The following is a 20,753-nucleotide window of genomic DNA, read 5'->3' as shown; positions in this document are numbered from 1 at the left end:
ATACATGCACACTTTAATTAAAACCAGCGCCGTAGCCCTTACATTTATACTGTTAGCGGGTTGTCAAAATAACACCGGTACTCCGGAGTTAAATCAATGTGCACAACAAAACTATCAATGTGAAACAAGCTGTGAACAGCAATCAACCGGTGAAAGTTTAAAGCAGCAAATATGTTCATCTAAATGTATTGAGCGCTACAACCAGTGTAAAGCACAAGCCGAAAACTTAACGAATATATAATACCAATGCGCAAAATTACTGAATCAATTTGAGGTATTAAAGCTGACGCTTACGGCGTTAAAAGTTTTTTATTTAGCATAACTAAATAGCAAAATTTTTGCCTTGTTATCGACAAGATTTTCTTGCCTCAAGGTAGCTCAATTAATGATGCGCATTGCAATAAACTTGCTGTTAATTAGCGACAAAAAAACCGCTCAAGGAGCGGTTTTTTATTGTTTGTAATCTGTGGGCTTTAGTTCAAACCCAGTTTTTTCAGCTCAACTGCAGCAAGCTTAGCTGACAGTGGTACATAGCCATCTTTTTCAACAATTTGCTGCCCGTCCTGCGATAACACCATTTTCAAAAATTCAGCTTCAATAGGCGCTAACGGCTTATTTGGGTGCTTATTGACGTAAAGGTATAAAAAGCGTGACAGTGGGTACTTACCTTGCGCTACATTATCAAGAGTCGCATCAACAAACTGGGTGCCTTTTTTAGCCAGCGGTACCGTGCGTACACCCGATGTTTTATAGCCAATCCCCGAATAACCAATGGCGTTTAATGACGATGAAATTGACTGTACCACAGAGGCTGAACCCGGTTGCTCGTTTACGTTATTACGAAAATCGCCTTTACACAGCGCTTTCTTTTTAAAGTAACCATAAGTGCCTGATACTGAGTTACGGCCATAAAGCTGAATGTCTTTGCCAGCCCACTCGCCTGCTAAGCCAATGTCGCCCCAGCGGTTAACTTGTTCACTAGCACCACATTTACGTGTTGATGAAAAAATAGCATCGATTTGGTCAATGCGCAGCCCTTCAATAGGGTTATCTTTATGGACAAATACGGCAAGGGCATCGATTGCCACGCGTACTTCGGTCGGTTTATAACCGTAACGTTTTTCAAATGCTTCGATTTCTTTAGATTTCATTTGTCGGCTCATCGGGCCTAAGTTAGCTGTACCTTCGGTCAGTGCTGGCGGAGCAGTCGATGAACCTGCAGCCTGAATTTGAATGTTGATATTAGGGTAAATTCGTTTATATTCTTCTGCCCAAAATGTCATCATATTAGCCAGCGTGTCTGAGCCAACCGATGAGAAGTTACCTGAAACACCACTAATTTTTTGATATTCAGGAAGATCGTTATCTAGCGCCATAGACTGTGCAGAAACGAAGGTTGTTACAGCCACACCCATTGCGGCAACTAAGTTTTTAAATTTCATCTCGGGTTCTCCAATTTGTGCGTCCCATTTTTTAACTGTGTTCACTGTAAGAGGTATAGATGACAGTGACATGACTTTAAAATGACACTTTTATGACTCAGACTGTTTTTGCTGTTTATTCGCTATCGCAACAATTTTATTACTGGGAAAAGCAAACGAAAAACACGAACCTTGGCCTAATACACTGCTAATGTTTAATTCACTTTGGTGACGCGTTAATACATGCTTAGTAATGGCTAATCCCAGTCCAGAGCCACCTGTAGTGCGACTACGTGCTTTATCTACGCGGTAAAAGCGCTCTGTTAAGCGGTTTATATGTTCTGCTGCAATACCATCGCCATTATCAGTCACGCTAAAATAAGCCTGATCCTTGTTACGCTGCCAGCACACGGTTATTTTGCCATTGGCTTGCGTGTAATGAATGGCGTTAAACACTAAGTTAGAAAATGCACTGCGCAATTCATCTTCGGCGCCAGTAATATCAAGTGAAGCATCAACGTCAAAGATCAACTGATGATTTTTTTGCTGATTAAGTGATTCGGCCTCGGTTTGAATATATTTAAGCAATTGCGGGACATTAATCGCTTTATCGTTATTTTGCTTACGGGCACCTTCAATACGCGATAACGATAATAATTGCTTAACGAGGCTGTCCATACGCTTACATTGTTCGAGCATCGTTGTTTGCGCTTTATTCCACACACCCGGCGGCGGCAGCATGTCGCTATCCATCATCTCAAGATAACCCGTAACCACAGTGAGCGGTGTACGCAGTTCATGCGATACATTGGCAACAAAGTCTTTGCGCATTTGCTCTAGCTGTTTTAAGCGGGTGACATCGCGCACCACCACCATTATCTGATTAGCATAGGGCATAACCCTAAACTCCAGCACTCGTCCAATACTGAAACTGCTTTCAAGCTCTAATGGCTCGGTAAACTTGCCGCGCTGTATATAGTGTGCAAACTTAGGTTCACGTATTAAGTTATCTAGCCGTTGCCCCTGATCGAGCGGCCATTGTAGCCCTAATAGTGTCAGCGCTAACTTATTACACCAATAGATAGTTAAATCATTTTGTAACACCACCACCGCATCAGGGATGGCTTCGGCACCATCACGATAACGCGCTATGAGTGTTGATAGCTCATTGCACTTTTTTCGATTCCGGTGCTGTAAATGATAAATGCCTTCAAACACCTGCTCCCAGGTTCCTCGGCCTTCCGGCGGATTAAAGCTTTGCTGCTGCTGCAACCAATCAGTTAAACGATACAGTTGCCGATAATGCCAAATAAGCAGGGCAAAGCTGCCGATAAATAACCATAAAAATGGCATACCAACTAACAGCCCTACGAGCAATAAAGGGATAAAATAAAGCAATAAACGCTTAGCTAAGGTGCGTTTATTAATAACTCGATACATAGGCTGTTACCTTAAAATCACACTTCATAGCCATTGCAGGCTATTATAATTTACTTGAAAAACGATAACCGGCTCCGCGTACCGTTTGTACTAAACGATCATGCCCTGACGCTGAAATTGCTTTGCGTAAGCGACGAATATGCACATCAACAGTGCGGTCTTCAACATACACATTGGTTCCCCATACCTGATCAAGTAATTGCTCACGGCTATATACACGCTCTGTGTGGGTCATAAAAAAGTGCAGTAAGCGAAATTCGGTGGGGCCCATATCAAGTTCATTGCCTTGCGAGGTAACGCGATGTGAAATAGGGTCTAAACGTAAGCCATGAACTTCTATTGCTTCTTCGAGTGATGTGGGGGCAACGCGGCGGATCACCGCTTTAATGCGGGCCATAAGCTCTTTAGGCGAAAAAGGTTTAGTAACATAATCGTCCGCTCCCACTTCCAGACCACGTATTTTATCTTCTTCTTCACCACGGGCGGTAAGCATAATAATGGGAATAGCGCGTGTGTATTCATTTTGTTTAAACTTTTTGGCAATTTGAATACCACTGCCACCAGGTAACATCCAATCGAGTAACACCATATCTGGATAAGGCTCAACCATGGCTGCAATTGCAGAATCATAGTCTTGTGCTTCAATTGCCTGAAATCCATTTTGTTCTAAAACAAAAACCAACATTTCTCTGATCGGTGCTTCGTCATCAACGACTAATACTTTACGTGACATTCCATTTATCTCTTAGCTATCGAATTTGTTTTCATTATTATGACTAAGTATGACACTTTTATGAAAACTGCACGGATAAGTTAATATAACAGCAAAAAACCACAGTAAGCGACAGCTGTAGGTGGTAATGAGTGAGTATAATTTTGCTCTGCGTTTAGTTTACGTATTTCATCATGTTAACAACCATAGTAGCAATAGCTCGCAGTCAATTGCGATAAAATAGATCGTTTTTCAGGATCATTATTTTACCAAGGTTAATCATCATACAGGCATTATAGAGCAATAAAGAAGCCTTCGCTGATCTGCAAGCTGATGATCTTGGTGCTAAAGATCAATGTGTTACCAAGCTGATCGTGACAAAGATCACTGTTATACCTAGTCACCTCACTAAGTTGATGATTATTTATGCATTTTTTTGCCGTTATGCAGCATTTTAGTGCTAATGCGAGGCTAAATAGCCGCTCAGTTAGTACAACAATGATCCCAAGCCACTCAACTTAGTAATCGCGCGATCCACATATGGCACTGTTGGTATAATACTGATCCCTATGATCAATAAAAAAGCCAGTGGCATCACCACTGGCTTTTTAATTAATTCATCAGCAACACGCGATTATTTTATTTTTGGATTTAACTCACCCGATAAATACCTTAGGTGCATTTCATCTAGTGTAATCGGTTTAATTTTGCTTGCTTGACCGGCAGTACCAAACGCTTCGTAGCGTGCAACACAAATATCTGTCATCGCTTGCGTTGCCGCTGCTAAGAACTTACGTGGGTCGAAGTTTGCAGGATTCAGTGCTAAATGGCGACGTATCGCACCGGTAGATGCTAAACGTAAGTCAGTGTCGATATTCACTTTACGTACACCGTACTTGATCCCTTCAACAATTTGCTCAACTGGCACACCGTATGTTTCTGGGATTTCACCACCGTACTGGTTAATCACGGCTAACCATTCTTGTGGTACTGAAGACGATCCATGCATCACTAAATGCGTATCTGGAATACGCGCATGAATCGCTTTAATGCGATCAATGGCTAAAATATCATCCGTTGGTGGGCGGGTGAATTTGTAAGCACCGTGCGACGTACCACAGGCAATCGCCAGCGCATCAACATGGGTTTTATTCACAAAGTCAGCCGCTTCTTCAGGATCGGTAAGCATTTGGTCGGTGGTTAATTTACCTTCGGCACCAACGCCATCTTCTTCTCCTGCTTCGCCAGTTTCAAGTGAGCCTAACACACCTAACTCGCCTTCAACTGAAACACCACAGGCATGAGCCATTTCTACAGTTTTGCGCGTTACGTCAACGTTATAGTCGTAGCTTGAAGGGGTTTTACCATCGCTCATTAATGAGCCATCCATCATTACCGATGAGAAACCTAACTGAATTGAACGCTGACAAACGCCCGGTGATGTACCGTGATCTTGGTGCATTACCACTGGAATATGTGGCCACTCTTCAACCGCGGCTAAAATCATATGACGAATAAATGGTGCGCCGGCATAAGCACGTGCGCCCGCAGATCCTTGCACAATTACTGGGCTGTTGGTTTTGTCAGCCGCTTCCATTATTGCGCGCATTTGCTCTTGGTTGTTAACGTTAAAAGCAGGAACGCCGTAACCATGCTCAGCGGCATGATCAAGAAGTTGTCGCATACTGATTAAAGCCATTGGGTCTTCTCCAATTTATCGGTAGTATTTTACTACCTAGTTTGAACGGATTTGTTAGTTTGGCGCAATCACTGCGCCACGAATTGTTAGTGCCAAATCGGCCTGCAATTCGTAAATTAACTATTAAAATAAACGTGAGAGGTATTTAATAGCTAATGGTTCCAGAGGCGAGTAAAGTCTCGCATCTGGGTGCGGCTAATTAATAGCTAAGCTATTATTTTGCGCGCGATTCTAGCATAGCGACTGCAGGTAGTTTTTTGCCTTCTAAAAACTCTAAGAATGCGCCACCGCCAGTAGAAATATACGATACTTTGTCACTGATGCCATACTTATCAATAGCGGCTAAGGTATCACCACCACCGGCAATTGAAAACGCCTTAGAATTAGCAATTGCCTGAGCTATCGCACGGGTACCATTACCAAATTGGTCAAATTCAAACACCCCAACTGGGCCATTCCATACCACAGTGCCGGCATTAGCAATTATTTTTGCCAGTTGATTTGCAGTATCAGGACCAATATCAAAAATCATATCGTCGCTGGTTACTTCAGTTACATCTTTAAGCGTTGCCACCGCAGACTCTGAAAATTCATTACCGACAACCACATCAGTCGGCACTGGAATTTCACCGTTGTTGGCTTTTGCTGCAGCACATAAACGGTTTGCTTCATCCATTAAATCCGCCTCAAAAAGTGACTTACCTACCGGATGACCTGCTGCTGCAATAAAGGTATTAGCAATACCGCCACCGGTCACCAGCTGATCAACAATTTTAGATAGCGAATCAAGTACCGTCAGTTTAGTTGACACTTTTGAGCCACCCACAATCGCCACTAACGGACGCGCTGGGTTATCAAGTGCTTTACCTAATGCTTCTAGTTCAGCCGATAATAATGGGCCGGCACACGCCACATCAGCAAATAAACCCACGCCATGCGTTGACGCTTGAGCGCGATGCGCAGTACCAAATGCATCCATTACGTACACGTCACATAATGCAGCAAGTTGCTTTGCTAATGCTTCGTCGTCTTTTTTCTCGCCTTTATTAAAACGCACGTTTTCAAAAACAACCACTTCGTTATCGGCAATTTCAACGCCGTTTAAGTAATCTTTTTCTAGGCGCACGGTTTGCTCAAGTGCTTCATTTAAGTAATCAACAACGGGAGCTAATGAAAACGCTTCATCATATTCCCCTTCCGTAGGGCGGCCAAGGTGCGACATAACCATTACTTTAGCGCCTTTTTCAAGGGCTAATTTGATAGTCGGTAGCGCGGCACGAATACGCGCATCTGACGTCACTTTACCTGCTTTAACCGGTACATTTAAATCTTCACGAATTAATACACGCTTGCCGTTTAAATCTAAATCTGCCATTTTTATGACCGACATGAACATCTCCTTAGTTAACGATACTAAACCCAATAAAAGGCGGTTACTTTAAATAAATTACTGTGCTTCCAACGCCACCATCGCACGCGCGGTATCAAGCATACGATTGGCAAAACCCCATTCGTTATCACACCACACTAATAACTTTATCAGTCGTTTATGACTAACCCGTGTTTGCGTGCCGTCTATAATACAAGAATGCGGGTCGTGATTAAAATCAATCGATACCAGCGGCTCTGCGGTGTAACTTAAAATGCCTTCGAGGCGATCTTTAGCTTGCGCTTTCAGCGCACTATTAACCGCGCTTAAGTCCACATCGGTATTAACCGTAACACTTAAATCCATTGCCGTAACGTTTATGGTCGGAACTCGTACTGCAATGGCTTCAAAACGCCCTTTAAATTTAGGTAAGATGCGGTCTATACCGCGAGCGAGCTTAGTATCGACAGGAATAATAGATTGACTGGCGGCGCGAGTACGGCGTAAATCATGATGATAGGCATCTATCACGGGTTGATCATTCATCGAAGCATGAATAGTGGTAATGGCCCCCGATTCAATGCCAAATGCATCATCGAGTACTTTAATAACCGGCACCACACAGTTAGTGGTGCACGAGCCATTTGAAACTATCGTGTGCTCTGCTTTTAGCTCATCGTCGTTAATACCATACACTATGGTGGCATCAACATCGTTATCGGCCGGGTGTGAAAATAGCACCTTTTTCGCGCCGGCGGTTAAATGTAACTGCGCATCTTCACGCGAATGATATACACCGGTACATTCAAGCACCACATCCACGCCTAAGGTTTGCCAGGGAAGCTCAGCCGGATTTTGCTCACAAAATAACGCGATGGTATCGCCTGCTACGCTAATGGTGTCTTCACCAAGCTTTACAGGAAAAGAAAAACGGCCATGGGAGGTATCGTATTTTAATAAGTGGGCAATAGCTTCAGGGTCAGCAAGTTCGTTAATCGCAACAATTTTTATCTCGTCACTCAAACCTGATTCGTATAATGCGCGGACAATATTTCGACCAATACGACCAAAACCATTTATTGCAAGTTTGATTGCCATGAAATATAAAATCCACTCTTTTGCGTGCAGATAAAGGCACTACGCCTTTTAGGTGGCGGTATTGTAATCGACCTTGGGCTTGATTATAAGTGCTTAGCATTAGAAACTTTAAATTATTCATTGCAGCTAAGTCATTAACTGCAATGCCATATCGTGGTTATTAAGCGAAAACTTTAGTAATTAAGCCCACATTGCGCGTGCGACCATTAAACACGACGCAACTTTAAAACAGCTCCTTGCCTAAATAATCTATCATGATCTGCTCAATCACTTGATCTTCCGCCAGCTTTAATAAATGTAAGTTAACTTCGTTTATTAACTCACTGTCGTTTTTAAATGCAAAACCATAGCCCTGTTTGTAATATTCGGCGCTGGGTATATGGATATTTTCTGCTTTGTGCTTATTTTTATAAAATAGCAATTGTGGGCGATCGAACACCACAGCATCAACGGCTTTATTTTTCAGCTTTGCCATTGCTTCAGTTAAGCTGCTCACTACTACTTTTTCTCCTTGGTGCTCCTCAATAAAGCCAATGGCAGGTGAGCCTGTGGAGGTGGCTATTTTTTTGCCCGGAAATTGCTCAACATGAGTAATGGTGGAACTGCTAAAGCTAGAGACGGTTAAAGTGCTGGCAATACCGGCAATCATTGAGGTGGCAAAAATTAATGAAATAACCATCCAACATCCCGCGACTATGCGTCCTTTTAAGCTTACCGGGGCCATATCGCCGTAGCCCGTGGTACTCATGGTAACGATGGCAAGCCACATGCCATTAGCTATGCCCCGCTTGGGATCGGCAGGAAACTGTTCGGGCGAGTGTTTGCGTTCAACCAACCAAAATAACAAGCCTACCACCGCTAAAATAGAGATAAACACCGCCACGGCTATCAACAGTCGAATGCTAAAAAACGGTTTTATTTTTGCCCAAATGCTGGCATTTTCATTTCGCGAGGCAATGGTTAAGCTGGACTGATAATAGGGCTGCGAAAAACGAAAATCAATCACTCGACTCGAGGTAATACTAATCGGCCCGGCGAGTAAATCAATGTCACCTTGCTGTAACGCAGCAAGTGCTTTTTCTACCGTAGCAAACTGCTTATATTGATATTGCCAGTTTTTTTCTTCTGCTATTTTCTGCCAAATAGACAGTGAAATGCCCTCTAGCTTATTATTTGCCCCTTGCATAACAAAGGGAGCATCACCGGCAACGCCAACAATTAGCGGCGTGTTAGCTTGCTCACTTTGCGCCGCCAGTGGTGACGACAATACAGCCAGCAAAACAAATAGGCCGCTTAGTAATGATTGAACTATTTTTGTCTGCATAAATTCTCTGTTGTTTGCATTGAGTTAACTTAACTATAGGTAGATAACCGTACGCTGGGTTACAAAATTGTAAATTAGTTTTATTTATTGGTCAAAGTTGCTGCGTCATGCGTATAGCAAGCGTGCTAACAGTGCCGTGTTTTGCAGCCACTATAGCAGCGCCTTTATTGCTAACTCCTTACCGCCACTTATTTGCTGACACTGCGCTAAAAATAACTCAGCGGTCGCCTGGGCGTCAGTCAGCGCATGATGAGCCCGATACTCTGGCAACTGATAGCGCCTGCGACACTCGCTAAGCGTTAAGTCGTCTGATTTTATAACCGCCCCTTGCTGCTGAAGGCGTTTTTTTTCTATTTGTAGGGTATCGAGAATTAAGCTCGGCGTACGAGTGAGGTTAGCCTTGATTAGCGCTAGTTTTAAAAATCCCCAATCAAGCATGGCATTATGACACACTAAAATCGTATCGCTAAAATGCTCACTGAGACTGACTAAAATACTGCTTAAACTTTGCCCTTGGCTAATATTGTCGTTATCGATTCCATGAAAAATAGGACTTTGGGCAAGGTTTTTCACTTGGTTATTAATTAAGTGCTGCGACTGGCTCATTTTAATGCATTGATCTTCGATGATCACCCACGCCACAGACACTATCTCGTGCTGCTGGGCATTAAGTCCCGTCAACTCTAAATCAATCACTAAATAACGTTGTTTTAAAGCAGCTTGAGTATATAAGCGGCGCTTTGTGAGGTATTCGCTAAGCCAATGTTTAAGCATACGGTTTATTTACCAAGTTTTATTGCGCCCTGTTATAAGCTGGCACGAGCAAATTTAAAGGTAGCCGCTTGTTGCGCCTGTTTAACTAAATAAAATGCTTCTTTTAATTGATGACGTTCCAAGGAGTTTAATTTGTCCGGGTTAATACAATTACTGGGTAACCCCTCCTGGTTAATTTGCGTGCATAACCGCAGCTGAGTTAAAAACCGCCAACAATCGTTTAAGTTATACACATCTTCGTTACTGAGTAAACTGTGTTTAAGTAACGCGTCTAATCGCTCTTGGGTATTGGCACGGCGAATACCGGCGCTAAGGGCATACAGGCGCACAATATCGTTAATGATCACCACACCGCGTTTTTTTAAATCGATATACCTGTCGTCTTTAGCGGTGCGTTCGGTTTTAAAATTATTAAACAGCCCTATCGGCACGCTGTTTGAGCTCAAATCATTGGCCATCGCGGCATAAAACAGCTCGTTACGCGAGATGTGTATTAATCGCTGACAAAACTGGCTGTAGAGTGTAGTTGAGCCTTCGATAAAACGTAAATCAAAAAATATTTTACAGTTGAGCATCGCTTCGGGTGTGGGGCTGCTGATCCAACGGGCAAATTTTTCACACCAATCGCTAATACTCATGCGGCATTGCTCGCTACTGGCCATAATATTCCCCGGGCAACGGCGAATGCCAAATTCCACCAAATTTTCGCAAACGAACTCGCCCATGCCTTTAAAGTAAGCCTGTTGTTGCTCATTTAAGCCATCGGGTAATAGCAAGCCGTTGTCTTGATCTGAATGCAAAGTTTGCTCTTCACGTGCTTGTGAGCCAAAACAGATAAAGCTAAAGCGAGTTGGCGCGACCCCGTGTTGTTGTTGATATAAATAAATGAGTCGTGATGTGAGCGCATCGGTTAAGCCACTGAGCAGTTTACCAATCAGCGATATATCGTCGATATTTGATGAAAAGCCCCGCAGTAACTCGGGGATCTCTTTGGCATAGCGTTTTAAATCATAAATAGCACGGGCTTTGTAAATGCGGCCAATCAGCTGCACCGGATCACTTTTTTGCTGGCGTAATAAGTCGGTGCTGGTGATCATTCCCAGTGGTTTATGGTTTTCGTCAAGTACCGGAATATGATGGATATTATGCTTTAACATTAAATGTAGCGCTGAAAACACGCGGTTATTTTCAAAAATAAACTTAGGCTTCACCGTCATAATCGTGTTTACATCATGTTGTGGGTCTACCTCATCGGCCAGTACCCTATTACGTAAGTCACGGTCTGTCACCACGCCAATTAAGTGCTCATTTTCGGTGATCATAATAGAAGACACGCCATGCTGTTGCATTTTTTTAGCGGCGTGGCGAATACTGGCATTCGGCGTAAGAGTAATGGCTTGGCGGGTCATTAGCGCGGATATTTTTTTCTCCGACCAACTGTCGCTTTTGCCTTTATAATGCGATGACAATAAACGGTTAGCATGAGCACGCACAAAATATTGTTCAAATGGCTTATACTCGCGACGTAAAAAATCAAAGTCCGCTTGCGCCAGCATATACACTATGCCCTCTTTTAGTACTTCTAAACTATGTTGCTTTGCTTCGCCGGTTAATAACGAAGGAAAACCAAAATAATCCCCCTGTGCTAAACGGGTAACAATCTCGCCTTTGGCATCAATTAGGTTATAAACCCCCGAGCGAATTAAAAATAATTTTGGCTGGCTGCTGTGCACCCACTGCGCCTGGTTTTCGCGGTTGAGGTAAATAACATCGAGATGATTGACAAAGTAACTGCACGCACTGCCAGCTAACATGCTAAAAGGGGCCTGCATACTGACAAACTCAGCTATATCCGATTGCTCTACACTCATAATCACGCTCTAAAAGTGGTTTATATAACCAATGTACCCACTAATTAAATAAATAAAAAGCCCGACTTAAGTCGGGCTTTGGCTACTATTCATTGCTTGAACGGCAACTCATTTAATGGTCATGAGCTTCACTTGAGCCTTTAGGGTTACGGATCCCCTCTACCAAATGCTGTATTTCAAGCGGCGTAGGTTTAGTTACTTTCAGCACCATTGCAGCAACGGCAAAGTTAATTATCATACCGACCAAACCGATTCCTTCTGGCGAAATACCAAACAACCAATGTTCTGCGCTGTTTAGCTCTGGGCTGATAAATTTAAAGTAAATAATATACCCTGCGGTAAAGCCAATACCGCTAACCATACCGGCAATTGCACCTTCTTTATTCATTGCTTTTGAGAATATTCCCATGATAATTGCCGGGAAGAAACTGGCTGCTGCCAGGCCAAAAGCAAACGCCACCACCGACGCTACAAATCCAGGAGGGTTAATACCAAAGTACGCGGATATACCAATGGCGATCATCGCTGCTAACCGCGCGGCCAGTAACTCTTGTTTATCGCTAATATTGGGTTTCAGTGTACGTTTGAGTAAATCGTGCGACACTGAGGTTGAAATAACCAGTAGCAGGCCTGCCGTCGTAGACAGTGCTGCGGCAATACCGCCGGCGGCCACCAAGGCAATAACCCAGGCCGGTAGGTTCGCAATTTCAGGATTAGCCAGTACCATGATGTCGCGATCTACGTCGACTTCGTTAGCACTGCTCGGATCGTTGATGCTGCCTGAGGTATAAAACATTTTGCCATCACCGTTTTTATCATTAAAGGTAATAAGGCCTGTTTGCTCCCAGTTTTTGATCCACGTGGGTGCTTGCGCATATTCAGTACCACTGCCGTCTTTACCATTAATAGTATCGACCATATTTACTCGAGCAAACGCGGCAACCGCGGGCGCTGTGGTATAAACAATAGCAATAAACACCAGTGTCCACGCTGCTGAAATACGGGTATCTTTAACGCGTGGTACCGTGAAAAAGCGCACAATAACGTGTGGTAAACCGGCAGTACCCACCATCAATGCACCGGTGATTGCAAATACGTCAATCATACTCTTAGAGCCTTCGGTATACTGAGCAAAGCCCAGCTGCGCACTTATGCCATCGAGTTTATCAAGCACATACATCCCCGAGCCATCGGTTAAGGTCGCACCAAAGCCCGTTTGTGGTAAAAAGTGCCCTGTCATCATCATTGAGATAAAAATAGCCGGTACCAGATACGCAAATACCAACACACAATATTGCGCGACTTGCGTATAAGTAATGCCCTTCATGCCGCCAAGCACTGCGTAAAAGAATACGATAACCATACCAATGTACACACCGGTTTCAATTTCGACTTCTAAAAAGCGTGAGAAAACCACGCCTACGCCACGCATTTGCCCTGCGATATAGGTAAAACAAATAAAGATGGCACAAAAAATAGCGACTAAGCGCGCAGTACGCGAGTAGTAACGGTCGCCGATAAAGTCGGGCACGGTAAACTTACCAAACTTACGTAAATAAGGCGCTAAACACATAGCCAGTAAAACATAACCACCGGTCCAGCCCATTAAGTAAACGCCGCCATCGTAACCGGCAAAGGAAATAATACCTGCCATTGAAATAAACGACGCAGCACTCATCCAATCGGCAGCCGTGGCCATACCGTTCGCTAGGGGGGGCACGCCACCACCGGCGACATAAAATTCTTTAGTTGAGCCCGCACGCGCCCAAATTGCAATGCCGATATAAAGCGCAAAGCTTAAACCAACAATTATAAACGTGAGTATTTGTACATCCATTGCTGAGCTCCTATTCGTCTACGCCGTATTTTTTATCTAACGTATTCATTTTGACTACGTACACAAAAATCAAAGCTACAAAGGTATAAATTGAACCCTGTTGAGAAAACCAGAAACCCAATTTAAAGCCAAAAAAACGCACTTCATTAAGTACATCAACCAGTAATATGCCAAAGCCAAAGGACACCACAAACCACACTGCAAGTAATTTAAATAGCAGTGAAATGTTTTCCGCCCAATAAGCTTTTGCTTGTTCTTCATCTTTAAAAGCCATTTTTATTTTCCCCTTTAAGCATCACATAAAGTGATGAGTGGTTTATTTTTCAGCTACCAATTTAGCAATGCTGATTAAATATTGAATTGCGACCATAGTCGTAACAGTATATTAACTTTTGCGCAAACTGCCAGAAACAACTTCGGTATTAACTTTTAAAGTTATTTATTTTCAGGTGGTTATAAAATGCTAACGGGGAAAGGTACGCGTCTATCAATGCGTAACTCATCGGGAATGCGACATTAGTCTAATAACTGCATATGGTGACTATCAATTTTAAAAATATTATATAAAAACAATGCATTATAATTATAAATTAAATAGTTGAGCGGCACTTAAGCCAAGCTCTGGTATTGTGTATAGTGCTACTGCTAAATTGTGAATTGAAAAAGGCTTAATAATAACCATGACCGTTGTACTAATATTTGTTGCTTTGGCGTATATCGGCGTGCTGTTTTGGCTCGCCAGTTGGGGCGATAAAACCACACCACTGGCGAAGCGCATTAGCCATCACCCGTTTGTGTATGCACTCTCGCTGGGCATTTATTGTACCTCGTGGACCTACTACGGCTCGGTAGGCACAGCCGCAACCAGTAGTTGGAGTTACTTACCTATTTTACTTGGTCCGGCGTTGTTGTTTTTTTTCGGCCAAGGGTTTTTACGTAAATTAGTCTTGGTCAGCAAAAAACAAAATATTACCACCATTGCCGACTTTATATCGGCTCGTTATGGTAAACGCCAAACCAGCGCCATTATGGTCACTATCATCGCATTATTAGCGACCATTCCTTACATTGCGCTGCAATTAAAAGCCTTAAGCTCAAGTTTTCTATTACTGCAAAGCAATAACCAAGTTTCAGGCGATATGCTGGCGTTATCGGCCACCCTGATCATGGCCTTATTTGCCATATTTTTTGGCACCCGCAAAGTGGATGTGACTGAGTACCGCTCGGGACTGATGTTAGCCGTCGCATTTGAATCATTAATTAAATTAGTGGCGCTGTTGGCCGTGGCTGGACTGGCGGTATATTCGTTATTTTATTTACCCGCAACACTGCCTAATCAAGTAAGAGAGTCGATATGGACGCATTGGACAGACTTTAACTTTTTAAGTTTTAACTTTATTGGTCAATCCTTGATGGCTGCCGCGGCGATAATTTGTTTACCCCGTCAGTTCCATGTCACTGTGGTCGACAATCAAGACAAACGGCATTTATTTACCGCACGCTGGGCGTTTCCGCTCTATTTAATGCTCACTGCGGCAATGATCTTGCCAATTGCTACGGCAGCGATCCACCCTGAAATTGGCCGCAGCTTTTCACCCGACAGCTTTGTATTGGCGCTGCCTATGCTGCACCATAATGCGTTTTTAACCACCTTTGTTTTTATTGGTGGCTTATCGGCCGCCACCGCCATGATTGTTGTGGCTACACTGACTTTAAGTACCATGATCTCCAACGATGTGGTGCTACCACTGATGCTACGCCGCAAATTTAAGCGTAATTTAATTACCACCAGCTACCGCGCAAAAATACTCTTAGTACGTCGCTTCGCCATCGCGGGCATTTTAATTTTGGCCTACTTTTACCAGCAATTATTTGGCTCTGGTAGTGCATTGGCAAGCATGGGCTTAGTGGCTTTTTCGTTAGTCACTCAGTTATTGCCAGCTATTGTGGGCGGCTTATATTGGCGCAAAGGCCATGCGTATGGCGTTTATGCAGGGTTAGTGGCGGGCTTTATTTGTTGGCTGTTATTTTTAATGTTACCGATTGTCGACGCCGGCAATACACTCACCAGCGAGTTACAGCAAACACTTATAACCCGCGGCACGCTAATAGCCTTGTTTGCCAATATTGGCTGTTATATTAGCTTTTCATTAGGCGCCGAAGAGCGCTTAATTGATAAAATTCAGGCTGCGGCATTCGTTAACCCGAAAGATCAGGCCGCCTTAGCACGTCGTTTAAATAAAAATGTCAAAGCCACCATTTACGACTTTAAAATTTTACTGCAAACCTTTTTAGGCATTCAGCGCAGCCAACAAGTATTGGCGCACTTTGCAAAACACCACAACTTAAGTGACAACAACGCTCACCCCGATCCGGAGTTTATTGCATATTGTGAGCTCGCGCTAACCGGTGTGCTCGGCGCATCATCCGCACGGGCACTCATTCATACCGTGTCGTCGGGTAAACGTATGGCGTTTGAAGAAGTGGTTAACTTTTTTGACGAAACCACTCAAGCCTTGCAGTTTAATCAAAACTTATTATTTACCTCGCTGGAAAACTTAAGCCATGGCCTTTCTGTGGTCGATAAGGATCTAAAACTAGTGGCGTGGAATAAACGTTACAGCGAAATGTTTTGCTACCCTGAAGGCTTTTTAGAAGTGGGTCAGCCGGTAGAGGAGATCATTCGTTATAACGCTGAACGTGGAGAATGTGGCCCCGGCGAAATCGAGCGTCATGTTGATAAACGCGTACGGCATTTAAAAAATGGCACATCGCATCACTTTATCCGCCACCGCCGTAATGGCCAAGTGTACGAAATGGTGGGTAACCCGCTGCCCGATGGCGGCTTTGTGACAAGCTTTTCAGATATAACAGCGCATATTAATACCCAAAATGCACTGGAAGAAATTAATATGGATTTGGAAAACCGCATCGAAGCACGTACCCAAGAAGTGCAAATGATTAACAAGGATCTGCAAGCACAAATAGACAGCCGAGTACAAACAGAGCAAGCACTTACTTTAGCCAAACGTGAGGCAGAACAAGCAAACGACAGTAAAACACGCTTTTTAGCCTTGGCCAGCCATGATATTTTACAACCGCTTAATGCGGCGCGGCTATACCTTGCTGCTATTGATGAAAAGCAGCTTAACAGCACCAATCAAAACAATTTAGATAAGCTCGGCGACAGCCTAGACTCTACGGTGCATTTAATGTCGGCACTGCTAGAAATTGCCAAACTAGAGCAAGGCGCCATGACCCCCGCGCCACGCCACTTTTGCATCGACGATATTCTACAACCACTTAAAAGTGAGTCGAGTATCTTGCTTAGTGCTAAAGGACTGTCGTTTAAAGTAATTTCTAAACAGCAAATTGTGCACAGTGATATTACTTATTTACGCCGTATCATTCAAAACTTACTCTCTAATGCGATTAAATACACCGATAGCGGTAAGGTGTTAATTGCCTGTAGAAACCGTAAACACAACCTGCGCATCGAAGTATGGGACACCGGACATGGGATCAGCGCCCTAGAGCAAGCTAAAATATTTAATGACTTTTACCGGGTTGAATCGGGCGACAATAAAGGCGTCGGTTTGGGCCTTGGGGTGGTAAAAAGAATGGCCGACTTACTCAGCCTGCCGCTCGATGTATGCTCACTGCCCAATAAGGGCAGTCGCTTTAGCATTGAGGTTCCTTATGGCGATCCGCAACTAGTGCAGCAAAAAGATCAGTCAAATAACTTAATGGAAAATCGCACCGCAATCAATATCGTAGCAGTGGATGATGACCCGGCAAACTTAGCGGCCATGGCCAGCTTACTGAAAAAATGGCAAGCCAATTACACTTTATTTGAAAACGTTAACCAAGCACTTGAACACGCCAAACACCATGCTGCACCCGATGTCATTTTAATGGATTACCAGCTAGGTGAAAATTGCGATGGTATTACCTTAATTAAAACCTTACGCGAAATATGGCAATGCCAAGTGCCCGCTATTTTAATCACCGCGGTGCGCGACGAGGCATTAAAGCAACAGACTAAAGCGGCCAATATTCACTACTTAAGTAAACCAATTAAACCCGGCAAACTCAAAGCACTGCTCAACCACAGCACCTAAGGTGTGCTGTGGTGGTTTTATCTTGCAAACCGTTAACCTGCGGCCGGTAACGCCGTTGTTCTGAGTTTTTGAAATAGCCAACTAAGCCCCACTAAGGATAACCCTAAGCCAATAAATGACAGCGCTTTTAGTAGCCCCGTTAAGTGTGCCATATCAATTAAAAATACTTTTATGATCACCGCGGCTAATAGCGCCAAGCCTATTTTTTGCAGTAATAATTGCTGTTTTAAATGCCCGTAAATAACCGTAACAGCGCCTAACAGCAGCCACATCACGGAGTAACTATACAGTTCAGCATGACTGGTGGCTTGAGCTAAATTAATATAAGGCCCTTGCCAATATTGGCGCAACAAACTATTAATCGCTAACAGCGTTAAACTGCCGGCAATAACACCAAGCGGCATAATCAGCTTAGGGGCTGTGGTTGCTATCAGCTTGGCGAGCCAAACAGTGAGCCCCGCCGGTACTAACCACAACAGCAGTAACCAGTTAAATAGCGCTGTGTCACCCACATTGATGTTGCTAAACAATGGGTTATCATCAAGCAAGGTTTTTAATGCTAAAACACCCGCCGCACCAGCAAGCACAAGCCCAGCCCGATAATAAAGCTTAGCTAAGCTGCCCGCAAAACGCGCGCGATAACAATACACACACGCCAAGCCAAGCCAATTGCAAGTGAGTAATATTTGCTCGTAAAAACTCAATGAATCAAATTGTGGATAATGCCCCACTAGCTGATAACTGGTTTCGGTGGTAATAAATAATGCTAAGCAATGCAGCGCCGCCCCCTCTAACCAAAACTGCATTGTTGATGTGTTAAAACATCTTGCTGTAACATAAAACAGCGCCGTACACAGCGGATACACCACTATGCTCCAGTGCAAAGAAAAAATAGTCAGAGCATCGTAACTTAGAGTCCAAGGTGCGAAAGTTAATCGCAATAATAATGCCGCCACCAGCGCCTTAATAGGCCAATGTGGCATGGCTATGCTGTGGCGTTTGAGCAGTAAACTAATCAATAATACTTGAGTCGCCAGCGCTAGGGTTAAGCCGCTATCGCTTAATAGCATAGTAATCGCTAGGGTAATATTAGCATTTGCTGCTATCCAGTAGCTAAAACGCTGATACAAACTAGCACTGTGCTGCGCAGTTTTTATTAACACCGCACTACCAACAAGTAATACCATTGCCCAAAGCGGATACGCGGTGCTTAATGCAGAATTAGGGATCAGGGCGTATAACGTGGCTACCATTAAAAATAAACTAAATGCGCCGCTAATATGAAATGCCAAGCGCTTAGGAAACTGATTACCAAAATAAAGGCCATAAGCAGTTAAAGCAAAGCCCAGTACTAAACCTAGACCGTATTCGTGTTTAAATATAAACAAGGCATCATCAAAATCAAACGTTTGCTGACTACTGACTAACACGGCCAAGGCAATGACTAAACACAGCGCTTGCCATCCATCCCAGCGGCTATTTTTTAGCACTAAAAACAGCATTAGCACTAAAACTAGTAAGCTAACTAGCTGAAATTGCAAGTCAAACCTATGCAATAGCATCAGCAAAATAAACGGTGCAATAAATACTAACAGTAACGGATGATCGGGCAGTAGCTTAATCAACCGCTTTAAGCTGTGCGGGCGAGTCTCAATTTGCGCCAGTCTTAGCCCTAACCGAGGAATAGCTATGAGGCCAATAATACTGGCGATGGCATAAATACCCTGTAACCAAATGGTATTGTTTTCAAGTAACGCAAAACCCGCTAAGTACCAAAAAATGTGCCCTGCCCACAGTAAATACCATAGCCAACTGCGCTGTACTCTGTGCGCCACTAATGCGGCAGATAAACTCACAAAGCCTACATACATAAACAAAGCGGCTAAATTAACACTATTGCTACTAACCCATATAGGCACACTATAGGCCCCCACAATACCCAATATTGCTAACAAAGGGCCCAGTTGCAGCGCCATGGCACTGGCTGTTATTGCTATGAACGCCAAAACAATGAAGGCCACGCTGGGGCTTATCATGTCGTAACTACTATAGGCTAACAGGGTTAACGCAAAACAGCTGATAAAGCCACCGCTGGCAAGAGCAGCGGGAATATAGTTATTAAAGCCTTCAAATACAATGCGCTTAAAATGCAAGTAAGCTGCCGTGGCAATTAAAGCAACACCAAATAATGCGCCTAAACTGAGCCTCATCACGGGCGAGAGTAATCCCGCATCTAGGCTATACTTTGCTAAAAATATCCCGCCTAACGCCAGTGCTATAGCGCCAATCCAGGTCATCCAATGTTGTTCAAAGCCGCTGCGAAGTTTTGCGACTAAGCGTGTAACTAACAGCGCTGTATTCGCTGTGCTGTTTATATTGGCTGTTTTTGCAAAAGGCGCGCTCGTGTTGCGCAGCGTAATCCCACTCGGTTTCACTTCGGCTGCAACAGTCGTAGGGGGGACGCTATCGGAAGGCGGCTTGCTCACAACAGCAGCTGCTTGCACACTTTGTTGCAAGCTTGCTACTTTAGCCGTTAGCTGTGCCACTTGGTGTTTAAGGCTGTTTAGTTGTGTAATTGCAATAAATCCACATATGGCGCCGGCTATTAGCGCCACGATTAATAAACCCGCTAATCCAATTAACTCATCCATGGGCCACTCTTATAGTATTTAGTTTAAATAGTGCTATTTAATTACCGTTGTTAACCACCATATACCGATTATCAATACAGATAAACCGATCATTGCTTTAGTTTTATGTTGGCGAATAACTCGCTCGGCCTGATTACCGGCGTAATACACCACCAGTGCTAAACCAAAGTAACGAATCGCCCGTGCAATGGCGCTGGCCAATAAAAACAAGCCCAATGAATACTGAGTGGCGCCCGCAGCCAGCATCGCAATTTGAAACGGAATAGGCACAATCCCCAGCGTGATCACAAACCAAAAGCCTTGGCTTTGCATTTGTTGCTTAACATTGTCAAATTGCTCGGCACTGGAAAAATGACTGATCAGCCAATCGCCCAATAAATCAAATAAATAGTAACCCAATGCATAACCAAACAGCGCGCCAACAAGGCAACCCAGT

At 43.7% G+C, this 20,753-nt stretch carries 15 protein-coding genes; 2 read left to right on the top strand and 13 right to left on the bottom strand.

The genetic code is table 11. The annotated features are described in order from the left end of the window. Nucleotides 1–4 precede the first annotated feature (4 nt). The gene (locus tag ABYB02_RS04445) at nucleotides 5–241 is read left to right on the top strand and encodes a hypothetical protein (RefSeq protein ID WP_372761254.1); all 237 of its coding nucleotides are present in this window, start codon (nucleotides 5–7) and stop codon (nucleotides 239–241) included. A 232-nt stretch (nucleotides 242–473) separates the two neighbouring features. Here the strand turns inward: ABYB02_RS04445 and ABYB02_RS04440 are convergent, their stop codons facing one another. The 11 genes from ABYB02_RS04440 to ABYB02_RS04390 all read right to left on the bottom strand — a co-directional run bounded on the left by ABYB02_RS04440 (nucleotide 474) and on the right by ABYB02_RS04390 (nucleotide 13,819). Continuing rightward, a complete protein-coding gene (locus ABYB02_RS04440; protein ID WP_372761253.1) occupies nucleotides 474–1,442 on the bottom strand; it encodes a PstS family phosphate ABC transporter substrate-binding protein in 969 nt (322 codons plus the stop codon). 90 nt (nucleotides 1,443–1,532) lie between these two features. Beyond that, entirely contained in the window at nucleotides 1,533–2,861 is a 1,329-nt protein-coding gene (phoR, locus tag ABYB02_RS04435; protein ID WP_372761252.1) for a phosphate regulon sensor histidine kinase PhoR, read from the bottom strand. A gap of 43 nt (nucleotides 2,862–2,904) precedes the next feature. Next, nucleotides 2,905–3,594 carry a phosphate regulon transcriptional regulator PhoB gene (gene phoB, locus ABYB02_RS04430; protein ID WP_372761251.1) on the bottom strand — a complete coding sequence of 230 codons (690 nt, stop codon included), beginning with the start codon at nucleotides 3,592–3,594 and terminating at the stop codon, nucleotides 2,905–2,907. Nucleotides 3,595–4,207: 613 nt separating this feature from the next. Next, on the bottom strand, nucleotides 4,208–5,272 hold the full coding sequence (gene fba / locus ABYB02_RS04425) for a class II fructose-bisphosphate aldolase (protein WP_372761250.1): 1,065 nt from the start codon (nucleotides 5,270–5,272) through the stop codon (nucleotides 4,208–4,210). 214 nt (nucleotides 5,273–5,486) lie between these two features. After that, complete coding sequence (locus tag ABYB02_RS04420; protein ID WP_372761249.1) at nucleotides 5,487–6,662, bottom strand: phosphoglycerate kinase; 1,176 nt, start codon at nucleotides 6,660–6,662, stop codon at nucleotides 5,487–5,489. Between the two features lie 57 nt (nucleotides 6,663–6,719). After that, the gene (gene epd / locus ABYB02_RS04415) at nucleotides 6,720–7,739 is read right to left on the bottom strand and encodes an erythrose-4-phosphate dehydrogenase (protein WP_372761248.1); all 1,020 of its coding nucleotides are present in this window, start codon (nucleotides 7,737–7,739) and stop codon (nucleotides 6,720–6,722) included. 223 nt (nucleotides 7,740–7,962) lie between these two features. Continuing rightward, nucleotides 7,963–9,063, bottom strand: a complete 1,101-nt coding sequence (locus ABYB02_RS04410) for a transporter substrate-binding domain-containing protein (protein ID WP_372761247.1) — start codon at nucleotides 9,061–9,063, stop codon at nucleotides 7,963–7,965. 150 nt (nucleotides 9,064–9,213) lie between these two features. Then, a complete protein-coding gene (locus ABYB02_RS04405) occupies nucleotides 9,214–9,837 on the bottom strand; it encodes a 3'-5' exonuclease (RefSeq protein ID WP_372761246.1) in 624 nt (207 codons plus the stop codon). A 32-nt stretch (nucleotides 9,838–9,869) separates the two neighbouring features. Beyond that, nucleotides 9,870–11,708, bottom strand: a complete 1,839-nt coding sequence (locus ABYB02_RS04400; protein WP_372761245.1) for a DUF294 nucleotidyltransferase-like domain-containing protein — start codon at nucleotides 11,706–11,708, stop codon at nucleotides 9,870–9,872. Between the two features lie 112 nt (nucleotides 11,709–11,820). Further along, nucleotides 11,821–13,545, bottom strand: a complete 1,725-nt coding sequence (locus ABYB02_RS04395; protein WP_372761244.1) for a sodium:solute symporter family protein — start codon at nucleotides 13,543–13,545, stop codon at nucleotides 11,821–11,823. A 10-nt stretch (nucleotides 13,546–13,555) separates the two neighbouring features. Next, nucleotides 13,556–13,819, bottom strand: a complete 264-nt coding sequence (locus ABYB02_RS04390; protein WP_011327286.1) for a DUF4212 domain-containing protein — start codon at nucleotides 13,817–13,819, stop codon at nucleotides 13,556–13,558. 406 nt (nucleotides 13,820–14,225) lie between these two features. On the opposite strand from ABYB02_RS04390, the gene ABYB02_RS04385 reads away from it, so the two are divergent. Then, the gene (locus ABYB02_RS04385) at nucleotides 14,226–17,666 is read left to right on the top strand and encodes a PAS-domain containing protein (RefSeq protein WP_372761243.1); all 3,441 of its coding nucleotides are present in this window, start codon (nucleotides 14,226–14,228) and stop codon (nucleotides 17,664–17,666) included. 32 nt (nucleotides 17,667–17,698) lie between these two features. Here ABYB02_RS04385 and ABYB02_RS04380 read toward each other — a convergent pair whose 3' ends face one another. Next, on the bottom strand, nucleotides 17,699–20,317 hold the full coding sequence (locus ABYB02_RS04380) for a DUF2339 domain-containing protein (RefSeq protein ID WP_372761242.1): 2,619 nt from the start codon (nucleotides 20,315–20,317) through the stop codon (nucleotides 17,699–17,701). A gap of 33 nt (nucleotides 20,318–20,350) precedes the next feature. Continuing rightward, nucleotides 20,351–20,753 (bottom strand): YqaA family protein (locus tag ABYB02_RS04375; RefSeq protein ID WP_372761241.1); only part of this gene is annotated, 403 nt, incomplete at its 5' end.

The organism is Pseudoalteromonas sp. (assembly GCF_041613455.1).
Lineage (GTDB): Bacteria > Pseudomonadota > Gammaproteobacteria > Enterobacterales > Alteromonadaceae > Pseudoalteromonas.
The sequence above is the reverse complement of the archived record's forward strand: the minus strand, read 5'-3'. Positions and strand labels throughout refer to the sequence as shown.